The sequence below is a fragment of the Bradyrhizobium yuanmingense genome (assembly GCF_900094575.1).
GTDB lineage: Bacteria > Pseudomonadota > Alphaproteobacteria > Rhizobiales > Xanthobacteraceae > Bradyrhizobium > Bradyrhizobium yuanmingense.
This window is the reverse complement of sequence record NZ_FMAE01000002.1, coordinates 441,357-455,819: the sequence shown is the minus strand read 5'-3', so window position 1 is coordinate 455,819 and position 14,463 is coordinate 441,357. Positions and strand designations below refer to the sequence as shown.

The following is a 14,463-nucleotide window of genomic DNA, read 5'->3' as shown; positions in this document are numbered from 1 at the left end:
CTCAGCGAAAATAGCCGCCGACGAGTTGTCGGCGTCCTTTCGCTGAAATTCGTTCCAGCATCTCGACGAAGGTCGAGACGACAAGGTCGCCAATCTTCACGCGCTTGTCGCGGGCATCCTTCACGGCTGCTTCCAGCTCGGCCTTGTCGAGATTCGTCTGCGCCGCCGTTTTCATCGCCTTCATCAACGCGAGCCGGTACTCGGCCTGGAGCGGGGCCAGCTCCGCCTCCTTGCCGCGATAGATGCTCCACAGGATCTCCGCGTCTTCCGCCGGCAATCGCTCCGCGACGCGCTCGATCATGCGGAGCGGCACGCCCGCGCCGGCCCGGAAGCCGCCGGGCCGCAGCCATTGCACCGAGACATAGGTGAACAGGACGACGTTGACGCACAGCGACAGCAGCATGAGCGCCCGCCAGGGTATGGACCATTCTCGCCGGAACTTCATTGCACCGATCCCAAACCGATTGAGTAGACGTCGAAGACGCCGCTCATGACGGACAACGGGTCCGACGCCGAATGGACATAGGGCATCGCCCCCGCCAGCCACACGCCGACGATCGCGGAGCAGGCGAGACTTGCGGCGGGAACGAGCGTGGGCCAGCGCAGCAGGCGTCGATACCATGCCGGCCGATGCTGCTGCGGGACCGCGGCGAGCCGCTGCAGGACGAGCAGGCTCGAACGATCCGCCCTCGCCTCGTCGATCTCCGGGGCCACCGCGAGCAGGCGATCGAGCCGTCCCTGCTCATCCAGGACGGCCGCGCCTTCCGCACTTGCCGCAAATCGCCGCGCGGCCTCGCGCGTTGCCGCGGGCCAACGCTCGACATCGCCTCCCCATGTCTCGGCCAATCGTCTGAACTGATCCGGCGTCATGCGTAGCTCCCTGTCTCCTGTATTTTCTGGACGTTTGCCTTCAGCGCCGTGCGGGCGCGGCCCAGCAGCGATTCGAACGCCTTGGCGCTGAGATTCATCGCGTTCGCCGCCTCCTCGCCGCTCAATCCCTCCATGTGGAAGAGGGCGATCGCGCCGCGCTGCCGGTCCGACAGGCCGGCCATCGCGCGATTGAGAAGACTGAGCTCCTCATCCGCGATCAGCCGCTCGACAGCATGCGGTCCCATGTCGGGTACGTCGCCGGCGTCTTCGAGCGGCAGGAACGTTCGCCGCCGCGTGCGGTCGAACGTCAGGTTGAGGACGATGCGGTAGAGCCAGGTCGTGAATTTCGCAACCTCTGGGTCGAAAGAGGCTGCGTGCGTCCAGACCCGCATGAACGCCTCCTGGCCGATATCGTCGGCCTCGGCCGGGTCGCGCACGATCCGCTCCGCGACCCGCAGCGCCCGAGGCATATGGCGCCGCATGAGGACGCGAAACGCATGCTGCCGCTGCGCCGAAACCTCCGCCATCAAGGCCTCGTCCGATGGCTCTTCCATCACATCGATCTGTTGCTCTGGCCTGCGGACATCGTAGTCGAGAATTGCGAACCGATCCTACCAGGCGATAGCCGCCTCCAACCGAGCATCAGAAGCGCCAATAGACTCCGGCTCGCACCGTGTGCGTGTCGAGCCGGGACTCGCGCGCGCCGAAGGTCGTCGCGCCGACCGTCTGGGCGGCCAGCGTCTTCGAGCCGTAATTGTCATAGAGATATTCGAGCCGGACCGAGGCCTGCGGTGCCAGGCGGAATTCCCCGCCCGCTCCGATCGACCAGCCGATCCGTGTATCGCTCCAGCTCGCAACGGCCCCGATCCCATTGTCGAACGCCTTGCTCTCGACGCCCGCGACGGCAAGGCCACCGGCGGCGAACAGCAGCGTGCGGTCGAAAGCATAGCCGATCCGTCCACGGAGATGGCTGTTCCAATTGACCGCGGATTGAAGCTGCGTGACCGCGGGGGTAGGCGCAAAGCCGGTATCGATCGTCGCGCGCGCATCGACGAAGTTCACGTCGCCCTCGAGCCCGGCGACGATCCGGCCCCATTGCGCCGAGAAGCCCGCCGTTGCACCGACGATCGCGCCCTTCGGATCGACAAAGTGGAATTCACCCGTCGCGGGCAGCGAGATCTCGGAGCGGCCCGAAAGATAGCCGGCCTGAACGCCGAAATAGGGCCCCGCCCAGCTCAGCAGGGCTGCCGACGCCGCCTGCGCCTGCGGTGCTGCGGGCAGCCTCAGGTCGGCCGCTGCAGCGGCGCCGGCACCCAGGATGGCAGAACCGATGAACAGTGCGGCGAACGTCAGTCTAAATCTCGTTATCATACTCAATTCCCAATGTGAGACCGGCCCAGATTCGCCGCACATGACGAATACGGTGCAACCCGACCTTTCCTTCGCCTGAGCCCCCGCCTTTTTTCAGCGGCACCCGCCCTCACATTTCTTTGCCGTTACTTCGCCGATCGAGGCTGCTATGTCCCCGGCATGACCGAGCTTTTGGATACCAAACGGCGGTACCGGGCACGCCTGGACGCACGGCAGAACCATCTTGCCGAAGAATTCATCGAGACGCTGCGCCTCGCCGTGCCGCTGATGCTGACCCAGCTTGGGCAGATCGCAATGATCACGACCGATCTTGCGATGATCGGGCGGCTCGGCGAGGAGGCGGTGGCCGCGGCGGCGCTGGCCCATACGGTCTATTTCGTCAGCTTCACGTTCGGGCTCGGATTGACGTCCGCAGTGTCGCCGCTGGCGGCGCAGGCGTTCGGCGCCGGCGACGTCAGGCGCATTCGGCGCTCCTTGCGCGTCGGTCTGTGGGCCGCGCTGCTGATCTCACTGCCGATGATGGCCTCGCCGCTCTATGGCGAGCAGATTTTGCTCACGCTCGGTCAAATGCCGCACTCGGCCGCGCTGGCACAGCACTACCTGAATGGCCTGGCCTGGGGCATCGCACCGGCGCTCGGATTCATCGCGCTGCGCAGCATGATGAGCGCAGTGAACCGGCCGCAGGCGCCGCTATGGATCACGCTGGCGGCGATCCCGGTCAATGCCGCGCTGGTCTATGCCCTGATCCACGGGCTGTTCGGCCTGCCCGAGCTCGGCCTGTTCGGCGCGGGGCTTGCGACCACGCTGGTCAATCTCGGCACCTTCCTCGCCGCGCTCGCGATCGCCGGGCTACGCAAGCCGTTCGCGGACTATCATCCGCTCGCCCGCCTCTGGCGGATCGACTGGCCCTTGATGCGCCAGCTGATCTCGATCGGCGCGCCGATCTCGTTTTCGCTGCTGCTGGAATATGGCCTGTTCTCCTCGGCCGCGCTGCTGATGGGCCTGATCTCGACCACCGCGATTGCCGCGCACCAGATCGCGCTCCAGGTCACCGCCGTGCTGTTCATGGTGCCGCTCGGCATCGGCATGGCGGCGACCGTGCGGGTCGGTCATGCCTTCGGCCGCAAGGATCCGGCGGCGGTGAAGCGCGCAGGACTCGTCGCAGCCGTGCTCGGCCTCGCGCTGGTCTCCGCGCTGACGATCGCCATCGTGATCGGTCGCTATCAGCTCGGCCGGCTGTTCTTCGGCGCCGGCAGCGAAAGTGCGGCCACCGTCGAGCTGACGGCAACGCTGCTGCTGGTCGGGGCCAGCTTCTTCATCGCCGACGGCCTGCAGACCATCATGGGCGGCGCGCTGCGCGGCATCAACGACACCAAGATGACCCTGCTGTTCGCCGCGATCGGCTATTGGGGCGTCTCTTTTCCCATCGGCTGGTTGCTGGCGTTCCACACAGGGCTGGGCGCGATCGGCGTCTGGATCGGATTCTCGATCGGCACGTTCGTCTATGCCGGGCTCCTGATCTTGCGCTTCCGGATGCTGACGCGCAAAATGGCGGGATGATCGGGACGGTCCGCGAAGTCGCGCCTGAAGTCGATGCCGATGCGCTGCTCGCCGGCGCGCAGTTCATCGACGCGTTTTGCGTGGACATCGGCGCCGCGGCGGTGAATGCCCGCGAAGCCTGCACCAGGATGGTGCTGCACGGGCCGCGCTGGATCGACGCACTGCTGCGCCTGCGCAACATTCTGGTGAGGCCGTTCGGGCTGAAGACATCGGGCGAAGGCGCGCCGGCGCCGTACGGCCTGATCGGCCTGTTTCCGGTGCTGAGCGAGACGCCGGAGCAGCTGGTCGCGGGCTTCGATGATTCGCACCTCGATTTCCGCATCGTAGTCGACGTTTCAGGCAATGCCGCGCGCCGCCATGTGACCTCGACCACGCTGGTGCGCACGCACAACCTGCTCGGCCGGACCTATCTTGCGCTGATCATGCCCTTCCACAAGCTCGTGGTCCGCAACATGATGGGACGCATCGTGGAGACGGCCTGATGAACTGTGCGGGCCGACATTGAACGAACACGCCCTGTTCAGCCCACCGGCCCTGCAGTCCAATTGTCGCCAGCGAGCGGACTGACTTTCACGTCAGGAATGACACCGAGGTCCATGCTCGGATCGAAATGGCGCATCGTTCGCTCATTGAGGTCGATGATGCGGCCAGGTCTTAGTGGTCCCACGTCGTTTATCTTGACGATGACCTTCTTGCCCACGGCCTCGACGAGAGCATATTTCGGCCTCGCGCCGAATCCGACCCCACCGAATTTCCGGCGCAGGCTCGTCTTGATGGCAGCCGTCCAGGCGGAGGGATCATAACGTTCGCCGGAAGCCGTCTGCGGACCGCCCTCCTCCTTGCCGGGCTTGAACGGATTATAGGTGGACGCCGCGCCAATAATCGCATCGCCCGAGGCGGCATCGACGACGGCACTTGAGTGATCCCCACGCGTTTCACTTCGAGCAACGGCAACAGAGAAGGCAAGCATAACCAGGGCGCCGCAAACTGCGGCGCTCGAGCGGAAGAGCATCATGAGTCCTGTGATTTTTTAGATTGTCCGGTTCCAGAACCGCAAACGTGGTCAAGCGAACGCAGCAGCGCTCATGAACTTGCCGAACGTTTTGCGGATTCGAGCCAACCCCTGGCTACGGAACCGTTGTGAGAACCGGAGTGGTCTCACGTCGTGTTTAGCTTCTCGCCGATTAAAACAGAAAATGCGTCAGCAACATGACCCGATGGAACCTCGTGCGTGGAGCGACTCAGAGCCGCAGACCGCCGATCACCGCCGCGCTTCGCACACGCGCATTACTGTCGAAAGCCGACGTTGACGACGACGCGCCCGAACTCACTCCGCAACGCGTGCGGTTTTATCTGTCGAGGCCTCCGACCATTCGCCGACGACGCGGTCGAGGTCGCCGAGATTCTGGTGCATCTGCTCCAGGGAGAAGCCGAGCGCGAAGAAGCGCTCGGCTGTGTCACTCGCGTGGCCGCGGATCAGGCCATCCTGACGGACGGACGCGACCGCCTCGGCATAGTGCTGGAGCGCGACATGGACGGGATGGATCGGCGGCGCGCCGACGCCCTCGCGCAAGGCGCCAGCGGCCGAGCGGAGGAAGCGGGCGATCACGGTCGACACTTCCGACAGGGGCGCTGCCAGCCGCAATTGCACTTCCACCGGCAGCGGCACCACCGTGGCGCGGCCGATCATCACGACGTCATGGCGCAGCCGCAGGATCGTTCGCAGCAATGGGCCGGTGTCCGGACCGCTCGACAAGCGCGCCGCGCGCTCACGCTCGGCTTCGGAGCCGATCGCATTCAGATTGACCATCGCGGTGCCGATGCCGTCCTGGATCCGGTGCAGCGCGTCGTTGTCGCGGCCGCGCGTGAGGCCTGCCAGCAGCTCGGCGAGGGCATCGGCGATCAGCTCGAGCAGAACCGCCGCGCTGGCGCGGATCTGCCGCACCGCGCGCGAGGGCAGCACCAGGAAGGAGACCAGCAATCCCGTGACGGCGCCGACGCCGACCTCGCTGACCCGATCGATCGCCGAGGTCAGGGGATGGGCATGATGCAGGGTCGGAACCAGGAGCACGATCACGGCGGTGACCGTGGCGGCGCTGAGGCTCGGATTGATCGCGGCGATGAAGGCGAGCGGAGCGACGGAGAGGACCAGCAGGCCGAGCAGGCCCGCCTCGCTGGAATAGGGAATCAGGATGGCGATGGCGCCGCCATAGAGGGCTCCGCCGATGGTGCCGAGCATGTAGTCGCGCGTCGCCTTCAGCGAGCGGCCGACGCTCATCTGGGTCACGATCAGCGAGGTCAGCACCGCCCAGAGCGGCAGCAGCAGATGCAGCGCGGTCGCGATCGCATAGGCCGCTGTCGCGGCGACCGTGACCCGGATCGCCAGCCCCAATTGCGTCCGCCGCGCTCGAATCCGGTCGAACAGCTGCCTTGCGCGCGTCATGCGGAATATCCCGATCCTTTTCGCCTAAGCAAAAGCATGGCTGATCCCCGCCGACGCAAGGCCGCTTGAAAGGCCAAATCAGCCCGCCTAACTTGCGCGCCAAATCGAGGAAACACGATGGCTCACGAAACCGCAACGCTCGCCGCCTATGTCTTCAATCTCAAGTACCAGGATATTCCGGCGGAGGTGCTGGAGCGCGCCAAGGTCCTGACGCTGGACTTCCTCGGCAGCGCCATCAGGGCGCGACGCGAGGCGGAATCGACCCCGTCGATGCTGAAGATGCTGGAGGCGCTGGCGCTCGACACCAAGGGCGAGTCCACCGTGTTCGGTGATGCCAAGACCTGGACGCCGGCGGTCGCGGCGCTGCTCAACGGCGCGCTCGGCCACTCCCTTGATTTCGACGACACCCATGCCGATTCCTCGCTGCATCCGAGCGCACCGGTGGTGCCGGCCGCCTTCGCTGTCGGCGAGATGGTCGGCGCCTCCGGGCGCGACGTGCTCACGGCGATCGTTGCTGGCTACGAGGTCTGCTGCCGCCTCGGCAATGCGCTCGATCCGACCTCGCATTACGCGCGCGGCTTCCACCCGACGGCGACGGCCGGCACCTATGGCGCGGCCGCGGCGGCGGGCAAGCTGTTCGGCCTGAGCGAGAAGCAGCTGATTGCCGCGTTTGGCGTCTCCGGCAGCCAGGCCGCGGGCTCGCTGCAATTTCTGGTCAACGGCGCCTGGAACAAGCGCTACCAGGTCGGCGCCGCCGCGATGAACGGGGTGATCGCCGCGACGCTCGCGCGCAACGATTTCGTCGGTGCGACGGAATCGGTCGAGGGCAAGCACGGCCTGCTCGCCGGCTACACCGACGATGCGCATCCGGGCAAGGCGGTGGCCGAGCTCGGCAAGACCTATGAAACGATGAAGATCGGCGTGAAGCCCTATCCGAGCTGCCGCTACACCCATGCCGCGATCGACGCGCTGATCGCGATGCGGCGCGAGCACAATCTGACGCCGGAGCAGGTCAAGCGCGTCGAGATCGGTCTGCACCGCAACGGCATCACGCTGACCGGCGACGCCGCGACCAAGCGGCACCCGCGCTCGATCGTCGGCGGCCAGTTCTCGATGTTCTTCACCGGCGCGCTCGCACTCGACCAGGGTTCATTCGGCTGGGACGATTACAGCCGGCTCGGCGACGCCACCATCGACGCGCTCGCCGACAAGTTCGACGTGGTGCAGGACGACCGGCTCGAGATCGGCCGCACTCATCCCTTCGGCGCGCGCGTGAGCATCACCACGGACGACGGCGTGCACGAGCGGCTCTACGCCGATCCGTCCGGAGAGCCGACCTCGTTCCCGGATACACAGGCGATGCAGCAGAAATTTTTGACATTGGCCCGCCCCGTGCTGAACGCGCGCGCGGAAAAGTTCGCGGATGCGATCATGACGCTGGAGCGGTTCGACCGCGTGGCGCAGGCAACGGAATTGGGGAGGTAAGTTCACCGCGGCGCTCCGCTTCCCCCCTGGAGGGTAAGAAGACCTCAATCCCCTCCCGCCAGCCTCCCCTTCTCGCGCGTTGCCGCCACCACATCGCGCACGAGGTCGAACACACCGTCGGCGTGCGGCGGCGCGTTCGGCGAGCGCCCCATGCGCACGATCACCAGCTGCTCCGACGGGATCACGATGGTGTACTGCCCGATCGTGCCCTTGGCGAAGAAGGCATCGCGCGGCCAGCCGTGCTCCATGCGAAGATTTGCGCCGAAGCTGTCGCCCTGGTTGGTCCAGAAGCCGGCGCCGATGCCGACCCACGCATTCGGCGTGGCCGTCGCCGAATAGGTGACCCACCCTTCCGGCAGGATGCGTTTGCCACCGGCGACGCCGTCATTGAGATAGAGCTGGCCGAAGCGCGCCCAGTCGCGGGCGGAGGCGAGCATCTCGGTCGACCCCTCGATCGTGCCGGCGCCGTCGAGCTGGAGCACGACATGGCGCATGCCGAGCGGGGCGAACAATTCGCGGCGCGCAAAGCGCAGCGCGTCTTGCGGTTTGCCGCCGGCCGCATCGCGGATCAGATGCGAGAGAATGAGCGTGTTGCCGTCGTGATAATTCCACACGGTGCCGGGCGCGGTTGCGAGCGGCATGCTCTCGGCATAGGCGGCCATGTCCTTCTCGGCGAATTTCATCCGGTTGACCGGCTCGAAGGCGGAGCCGAGCGAGGCCTGCAGCGAGCTGCCAAGCGCAAGGCCCGCGGTGTGGCGCAGCAGCTGATCGACATTGATGGCATGGCGCGGATCGTCGGGATCCTTCCAGGCCGCGACCGGCGCGGGGCCGTCGAGCTTCAGCTTGCCCTGGCGCACCAGCACGCCGATCAGCGCCGAGACCACCGACTTGGTCATGGAGAAGCCGAGCAGCGGCGTCTCGGGGCCGATGCCGTCGGCGTAGCGTTCGGCGACGACGCGGCCGGCCTTCATCACGACGATGGCGCGGGTGCGGCGGTAAGGCGGCTGAGCAGGCTCGGCGAAGGCGCGGTCGAGCGCGGCGCCGAGCTCGGGGCTCTGCGGCGGCACGATCGCGGGGCCGGCGATCGCGGGAAGCAACGCGGGCCGCTTGTCGTCAGGCAGCGGCTCGACGGAGGCAATGCCGGCGCCGTGCTCAAGCGTGCAGCCGAGGCCCTCGCGATAGATGGCGTGGCTGCGGCCGAGGCCGAACAGCGTCACCGTGACATCCTTGCGGACGCGGTCGATTCTGTACTCCATCGCCCAGCTGATCAGGCCCGCTCCGGGCATGGCGTCGGTGGTCTCGGCGAAGTTGCGCCCGGGATCGAGGCCGGACACGAACGTCTCGGCGCACAGGATGTCGGCGACGAAGCCGGTCGCGACCTTCGGCACGTCGTGGGCTCGAGCCGCGCCGAGCGCGAGGCCGGCTGCGGCGATGGCGGAGGCGAAAAGGACGATCTTGCGGCGGCGGGTCACGGGCGTTCTCCGGCTGAGGCGTATGCTGGGGAGGAAGCGGGATGCGGGCGGGGGATGCTCGCCGGATTTGGAAAAGGGGTTGGTTGAAATCGGGGCGGGCTGGCCGATTTTGGAATTGTGAAGCCATTCCAAATCCTTAGAGGTACCGTGCCGTCACAGCGGTGGTGCGCTCCCTCTCCCCGTTCTTACGGGGCCGCGACGAGCTTCGCTCGCGCTGAGAGGGTTGGGGTGAGGGGCCTCTCCGCACGCGAGACTGCCGACGGACCCGTACCCCCTCACCCGGATCGCAAGAGCGATCCGACCTCTCCGCGCAAGCGGGGAGAGGTAAAGAAAGATCAAGCCGCACTCGTCTTCAACCGCCGGTACTCGGTCGGCGTTACGCCTGTCACCGCCTTGAAGGCGCGGTTGAATGGTCCCAGCGACTGGAAGCCGGCGTCCATGGCAATGGTGATGACGGGGACCTCGGCCTGGGAGGGATCGGCGAGCGCGGCCTTGGCTTCCTCGATGCGGTGGTTGTTCAGGAACACATTGAAATTGCGATAGCCGAGCCGCTGGTTGATCAGGCGGCGCAGCCTGTATTCGGGAATCCTGAGCCGGCCCGCCAGCACACCGATGGTAATGTTCTCCTGGCGATAGATCCGCTCGTCCGCCATCAGGCGCATCAGGGCATCGATGAGTTTCTGGTCGGAGTCCTCGGCCAAAGGCTGGATCGGCGCGATCGCGGGTGCGGGCTCTGGCGCAATCGGAAACAGATCGGCGCCATCGACTCGCAACATTGCGTAGGCGATCGCGGCAACGATGCAGGCGAGCACGCCTGTATTGATGGTATCGGCGACATCGCTCGCGCTGAAGGCAACGAGGATCTGGAGCAGCGCATTCAACCCGCCATAGAGTGCGGCGGCGCAGACGATGACGACGCGCAGGCGACGGCGACGCTCGACCAGATCGGCGGACCACGATCCGATCGTCTGCACCACCGCGAGCGCGATGAAGCCGAGCACGATTAGGTTCACTGCCGTCACGGAGAACCGCGCGTTGCCGCCGGGCGCGATCCAGAGACATCCGACGAAGCTGAAGGCGGTCACCGCGGCCCAGATCAAACCATGCCACCAGCGTAGCCGAAAGTCGTCGTCGAACAGCGCGCGCGTGAACAGCCAGAACACGACGATGTTGCCGGTCGACAGTGCAATCAGCGGCGCGTGCCAGATTGGAACGAGCGACGACACGCCGATGGAATAGCTCGCGGCATGCGCCGCCGAGCCTAGCGCGAAGGCCGCGCCGAGGCGGGCCGCGAGCACATTGCGGAAATCGGAGAGCAATGACGCCGCCAGCACCAATAGCAGCGCGACGCTGGCAGCGCGGAAGGCAAGTTCGGTTGCGGCAAGGGTCATCGGCTGGGGCGAACGGTCGCGGTTGAAGGCAGCCGAACATCGTTCGTCAGGCTCGCTTTTTCAAGGTCCATCCGCATGCAAGGGCTAGGGGCGGCATCCACAGCTGTCATCGCCCGGCTTGACCGGGCGATCCAGTACTCCGAGACGGCAGCGGTTGAATCGATGGGCTGCGGCGTACTGGATGCTCCGGTCAAGCCGGGGCATGACAGCGGAGTTTGATGAGCGGGCTTTGTCGCGACGCTGATGTGAAAGTCTGCTAGCGTCGCGCCCAACAAAGCCAAAAGGAGTTCCCCCATGAGCTGGCAGCCCTCGAACGATCCCGTGCTCGGCGATCCCATGTCCTGCGATGCGCTCGATCTCGTCATCGTGCCGCGCACGCGCGATCTCGGTGACGGGTTCGCGGTGCGCCGGGCGTTGCCGCATGGCAAGCGGCAGATGGTCGGGCCTTTCATCTTCTTCGATCATTTCGGCCCGGTGCAGTTCGTCTCCGGCAAGGGCATGGACGTGCGGCCGCATCCGCATATCGGGCTCGCCACCGTCACCTATCTGTTCGACGGCGCCATCATGCATCGCGACAGCGAGGGCAACGTCCAGGAGATCGCTCCCGGCGCAATGAACCTGATGACGGCCGGCCGCGGCATTGCGCATTCCGAGCGCACGCCGGACGCGCAGCGCGCCTCGGGCCAGAAGATGCTCGGCCTGCAAAGCTGGATCGCGCTGCCGGCGGGCTCCGAAGAGATCGCGCCGTCGTTCCAGCATTATGCGGCAGGCGATTTGCCGATGATTTCCGAGCGCGACTTCACCGCGCGGGTGATCGCGGGCTCCGCCTTCGGCATCGCCTCGCCGGTGTCGATGGTCTCGCCCTGGTTCTACACCGAGGTCACGGCGCTCGCGGGCGCGAGCGTGCCGCTCGACCCCGATCATGAGGAGCGTGCGATCTATGTCGTCGACGGCGAGGTCGAGATCGCCAACGAGCGCTACGAGGGGCCGCGCCTGCTGATCTTCCGGCCCGGCGACCGCATCACCGTGAAGGCGCTGAAGGCGACGCGAATGATGTTTCTCGGCGGCGATGCGCTGGAAGGCCCGCGCCACATCTGGTGGAATTTCGTCTCCTCCAGCAAGGAGCGGATCGAGCAGGCCAAGCAGGACTGGAAAACCGGGCGCTTCGCCGCAGTTCCGCAGGAACACGAGTTCATTCCGCTGCCGGAATAGGCTAATCCGGTGTCCGGCCGCGCCATCAGACGCGGCCGGATGTCCTGTGCGAAGGCTTTGCCGATGACCACCATGCTCTCCAGCGACCTGCCTCTATCCAAGATCGGACGCGGCAAGGTGCGCGATATCTACGCCGTCGACGACGACCGCCTGCTGCTCGTCACCACCGACCGCATCAGCGCCTTCGATGTGGTGATGGGCGAGACCATCCCGATGAAGGGCGCGGTGCTGACCCAGATCAGCGCGTGGTGGTTCAATGAGCTCGAAGGCGTGGTGCCGCATCACATGATCAGCGCGGATACCGACGAGATCATTGCGGCCGTGCCGGCGTTGAAACCGCATCGCGCGGAGATCCTTGGCCGCGCCATGCTGTGCAAGCGCACCACCGTGTTTCCGATCGAATGCGTGATCCGCGGCTATCTCTCAGGCTCCGCCTGGAAGGAATATGCCGCGAGCGGCACGCTCGCCGGCGAGAAGCTGAAGGCCGGCCTCATCGAGAGCGAGAAGCTGGAGCCGGCGATCTTCAGCCCCGCGACCAAGGCCGAAAGCGGCCATGACGAGAACATCACCATCGCGAAGATGCGCGCGGTGGTCGGCGACGAGGTCGCCTACACGCTGGAGAGCATGACGCGGGCGATCTACACGCTGGGCGAGGAGCTCGCCCGCGAGCAGGGTATCATCATCGCCGACACCAAGTTCGAGTTCGGCCGCGACAAGGACGGCCGCATCATCCTGATCGACGAGGTGATGACGCCGGATTCGTCGCGGTTCTGGGCGGTCGACGCCTACAGACCGGGCCAGCCGCAGGCGAGCTTCGACAAGCAGCCGCTGCGCGACTATCTCGACGTCGAGCGCCGCGCCGGCCGCTGGAACGGCGACGCCCCGCCGCCGCCGCTGCCGGCCAGCGTGGTGGACGCGACCAGCAAGCGGTACCTGGAAGCGTATCGGCGCGTGACGGGGACAGAGCTGAAGATTTAGGCCCGACTGTTACCGCAGCTCCGTCATTGCGAGCGCAGCGAAGCAATCCAGAGTGTTTCCGCGGAGGGATTCTGGATTGCTTCGCTGCGCTCGCAATGACGTGGAGAGGCCGGTCGGCCTCTCCAACATCTCCGCCTGGCTCGCATTCGCGCTGACACGAGCGAGCCGCTCACACCCCCGCCATCATCACGTATTTGATCTCGACATATTCTTCCATGCCGTGACGGGAGCCTTCGCGGCCCAGGCCGCTTTCCTTGACGCCGCCGAAGGGCGCGACCTCGGTGGTGATGAGGCCGGTGTTGACGCCGACCATGCCCGACTCCAGCGCTTCGGCGACGCGCCAGACGCGGCCGAGATCGCGGGAGTAGAAGTACGACGCGAGGCCGAACGGCGAGGCGTTGCACATCGCGATGACGTCGGCCTCGTCCTTGAAACGGATCACGGGTGCGAGGGGGCCGAAGGTCTCCTCCTGCGACACCAGCGAGTCCGGCTTGACGTCGGCGAGCACCGTCGGCTCGAAGAAGGAGCGCCCAAGCTCGCTGCGCTTGCCGCCGGTGACGACCTTGGCGCCGCGCTTGACGGCATCGGCGATGTGGCGCTCGACCTTGTCGACCGCCTTCATGTTGATCAGCGGGCCCTGCGTCACGCCGCTCTCGGTGCCGTCGCCGATCTTCATTGCCGCGACCTTCTTGGAGAGCTTCTGCACGAACTCGTCGTAGATCTTGTCCTGGGCGTAGATGCGGTTGGCGCAGACGCAGGTCTGGCCCATGTTGCGGTATTTCGAGACGATGGCGCCCTCGACCGCAGCATCGATGTCGGCGTCGTCGAACACGATGAACGGCGCATTGCCGCCGAGCTCGAGGCCGAGCCGCTTCACGCCGACCGAGGCCTGTTGATAGAGGATCTTGCCGACGGCGGTGGACCCGGTGAAGCCGACGAAGCGCACGGCCGGATGCTCGCACAGCACCTTGCCGATGGGCGGTGCGTCGCCGGTGATGATGTTGAGCACGCCCTTGGGGATGCCGGCCCGCTCGGCGAGCACGGCGAGCGCCAGCGCCGACAGCGGCGTCTCGTTGGCGGGCTTGAGCACCACGGTGCAGCCGGCCGCCAGCGCCGGCGACACTTTGCGCGTGATCATAGAGTTCGGGAAATTCCACGGCGTGATCGCACCGCAGACGCCGATCGGCTGCTTGATCGCGAGCAGGCGCGCATCGGCGCGCTGGGTCGGGATGGTCTCGCCATAGACGCGCCTCGCTTCTTCGGCGAAGAACTCGATATAGGCGGCGCCGATATCGACCTCGCCCAGCGCCTCGGTGAGCGGCTTGCCTTGCTCGGAGGTGAGGATCAGCGCGAGATCCTCGCGATTGGCCGTGATCAGCTCGAACCATTTGCGCAGAATGTTCGAGCGCTGTTTTGCAGTGTGCTTGGCCCAGCCCGGAAAGGCGCGCTCGGCAGCTTCCACCGCCCGGGTGGTGTCGTCAGCACCAAGCTGCGGCACCTTTGCGAGCTCGACGCCGGTGGCGGGATTGTTGACGGCGAAGACCGGCGTGCCGACCCAGGCGCCGTCGATGTAGCAGGCCTCCTTTAGCAGCGAGGGGTCCTTCAACCGGTCGCGCAGGGTGGCGGTGGCTTGCGGGGCGCGTGCGGCGGTGGTCTGGGTCATGGCGTTTCTCCCTGGCGG

Annotated in this window: 14 protein-coding genes; 5 read left to right on the top strand and 9 right to left on the bottom strand. The window is 66.2% G+C overall.

Annotated elements, in window-relative coordinates; translation table 11 throughout:
* Nucleotide 1: 1 nt before the first annotated feature.
* The 4 genes from GA0061099_RS07205 to GA0061099_RS07190 all read right to left on the bottom strand — a co-directional run bounded on the left by GA0061099_RS07205 (nt 2) and on the right by GA0061099_RS07190 (nt 2,241).
* The gene (locus tag GA0061099_RS07205; RefSeq protein WP_036024092.1) at nt 2-445 is read right to left on the bottom strand and encodes a periplasmic heavy metal sensor; all 444 of its coding nucleotides are present in this window, start codon (nt 443-445) and stop codon (nt 2-4) included.
* Nucleotides 442-870, bottom strand: a complete 429-nt coding sequence (locus tag GA0061099_RS07200; protein ID WP_036024094.1) for a hypothetical protein — start codon at nt 868-870, stop codon at nt 442-444. The genes GA0061099_RS07205 and GA0061099_RS07200 overlap by 4 nt, the downstream gene beginning before the upstream one ends.
* Nucleotides 867-1,433, bottom strand: a complete 567-nt coding sequence (locus GA0061099_RS07195) for an RNA polymerase sigma factor (RefSeq protein ID WP_074447594.1) — start codon at nt 1,431-1,433, stop codon at nt 867-869. The genes GA0061099_RS07200 and GA0061099_RS07195 overlap by 4 nt, the downstream gene beginning before the upstream one ends.
* 79 nt (nt 1,434-1,512) lie before the next feature.
* Complete coding sequence (locus GA0061099_RS07190; RefSeq protein WP_036024096.1) at nt 1,513-2,241, bottom strand: outer membrane protein; 729 nt, start codon at nt 2,239-2,241, stop codon at nt 1,513-1,515.
* Nucleotides 2,242-2,400: 159 nt separating this feature from the next.
* On the opposite strand from GA0061099_RS07190, the gene GA0061099_RS07185 reads away from it, so the two are divergent.
* On the top strand, nt 2,401-3,801 hold the full coding sequence (locus GA0061099_RS07185; protein WP_036024097.1) for an MATE family efflux transporter: 1,401 nt from the start codon (nt 2,401-2,403) through the stop codon (nt 3,799-3,801).
* Nucleotides 3,798-4,283, top strand: coding sequence for a DUF2867 domain-containing protein (locus GA0061099_RS07180; RefSeq protein WP_036024098.1), 486 nt, complete (start codon nt 3,798-3,800; stop codon nt 4,281-4,283). Before GA0061099_RS07185 ends, GA0061099_RS07180 begins: the two co-directional genes overlap by 4 nt.
* Nucleotides 4,284-4,321: 38 nt before the next feature.
* On the opposite strand, the gene GA0061099_RS07175 is transcribed toward GA0061099_RS07180, so the two are convergent.
* Together GA0061099_RS07175 and GA0061099_RS07170 are read right to left on the bottom strand one after the other, a co-directional pair.
* Entirely contained in the window at nt 4,322-4,816 is a 495-nt protein-coding gene (locus GA0061099_RS07175) for a septal ring lytic transglycosylase RlpA family protein (protein ID WP_193375181.1), read from the bottom strand.
* A 312-nt stretch (nt 4,817-5,128) separates the two neighbouring features.
* Complete coding sequence (locus GA0061099_RS07170; protein ID WP_036024099.1) at nt 5,129-6,244, bottom strand: FUSC family protein; 1,116 nt, start codon at nt 6,242-6,244, stop codon at nt 5,129-5,131.
* A gap of 117 nt (nt 6,245-6,361) precedes the next feature.
* Here GA0061099_RS07170 and GA0061099_RS07165 point away from each other — a divergent pair, with 117 nt between their 5' ends.
* On the top strand, nt 6,362-7,729 hold the full coding sequence (locus GA0061099_RS07165) for an MmgE/PrpD family protein (RefSeq protein ID WP_036024100.1): 1,368 nt from the start codon (nt 6,362-6,364) through the stop codon (nt 7,727-7,729).
* 44 nt (nt 7,730-7,773) lie between these two features.
* Here the strand turns inward: GA0061099_RS07165 and GA0061099_RS07160 are convergent, their stop codons facing one another.
* Entirely contained in the window at nt 7,774-9,201 is a 1,428-nt protein-coding gene (locus GA0061099_RS07160; RefSeq protein ID WP_036024102.1) for a serine hydrolase domain-containing protein, read from the bottom strand.
* 335 nt (nt 9,202-9,536) lie between these two features.
* The gene (locus GA0061099_RS07155) at nt 9,537-10,592 is read right to left on the bottom strand and encodes a helix-turn-helix domain-containing protein (protein ID WP_036024104.1); all 1,056 of its coding nucleotides are present in this window, start codon (nt 10,590-10,592) and stop codon (nt 9,537-9,539) included.
* A gap of 294 nt (nt 10,593-10,886) precedes the next feature.
* On the opposite strand from GA0061099_RS07155, the gene GA0061099_RS07150 reads away from it, so the two are divergent.
* Together GA0061099_RS07150 and GA0061099_RS07145 are read left to right on the top strand one after the other, a co-directional pair.
* Entirely contained in the window at nt 10,887-11,804 is a 918-nt protein-coding gene (locus tag GA0061099_RS07150) for a pirin family protein (protein ID WP_036024106.1), read from the top strand.
* Between the two features lie 63 nt (nt 11,805-11,867).
* The gene (locus GA0061099_RS07145) at nt 11,868-12,782 is read left to right on the top strand and encodes a phosphoribosylaminoimidazolesuccinocarboxamide synthase (protein WP_036024113.1); all 915 of its coding nucleotides are present in this window, start codon (nt 11,868-11,870) and stop codon (nt 12,780-12,782) included.
* 169 nt (nt 12,783-12,951) lie between these two features.
* Here the strand turns inward: GA0061099_RS07145 and GA0061099_RS07140 are convergent, their stop codons facing one another.
* Nucleotides 12,952-14,445, bottom strand: a complete 1,494-nt coding sequence (locus GA0061099_RS07140) for an NAD-dependent succinate-semialdehyde dehydrogenase (RefSeq protein WP_036024118.1) — start codon at nt 14,443-14,445, stop codon at nt 12,952-12,954.
* Nucleotides 14,446-14,463: the final 18 nt, after the last annotated feature.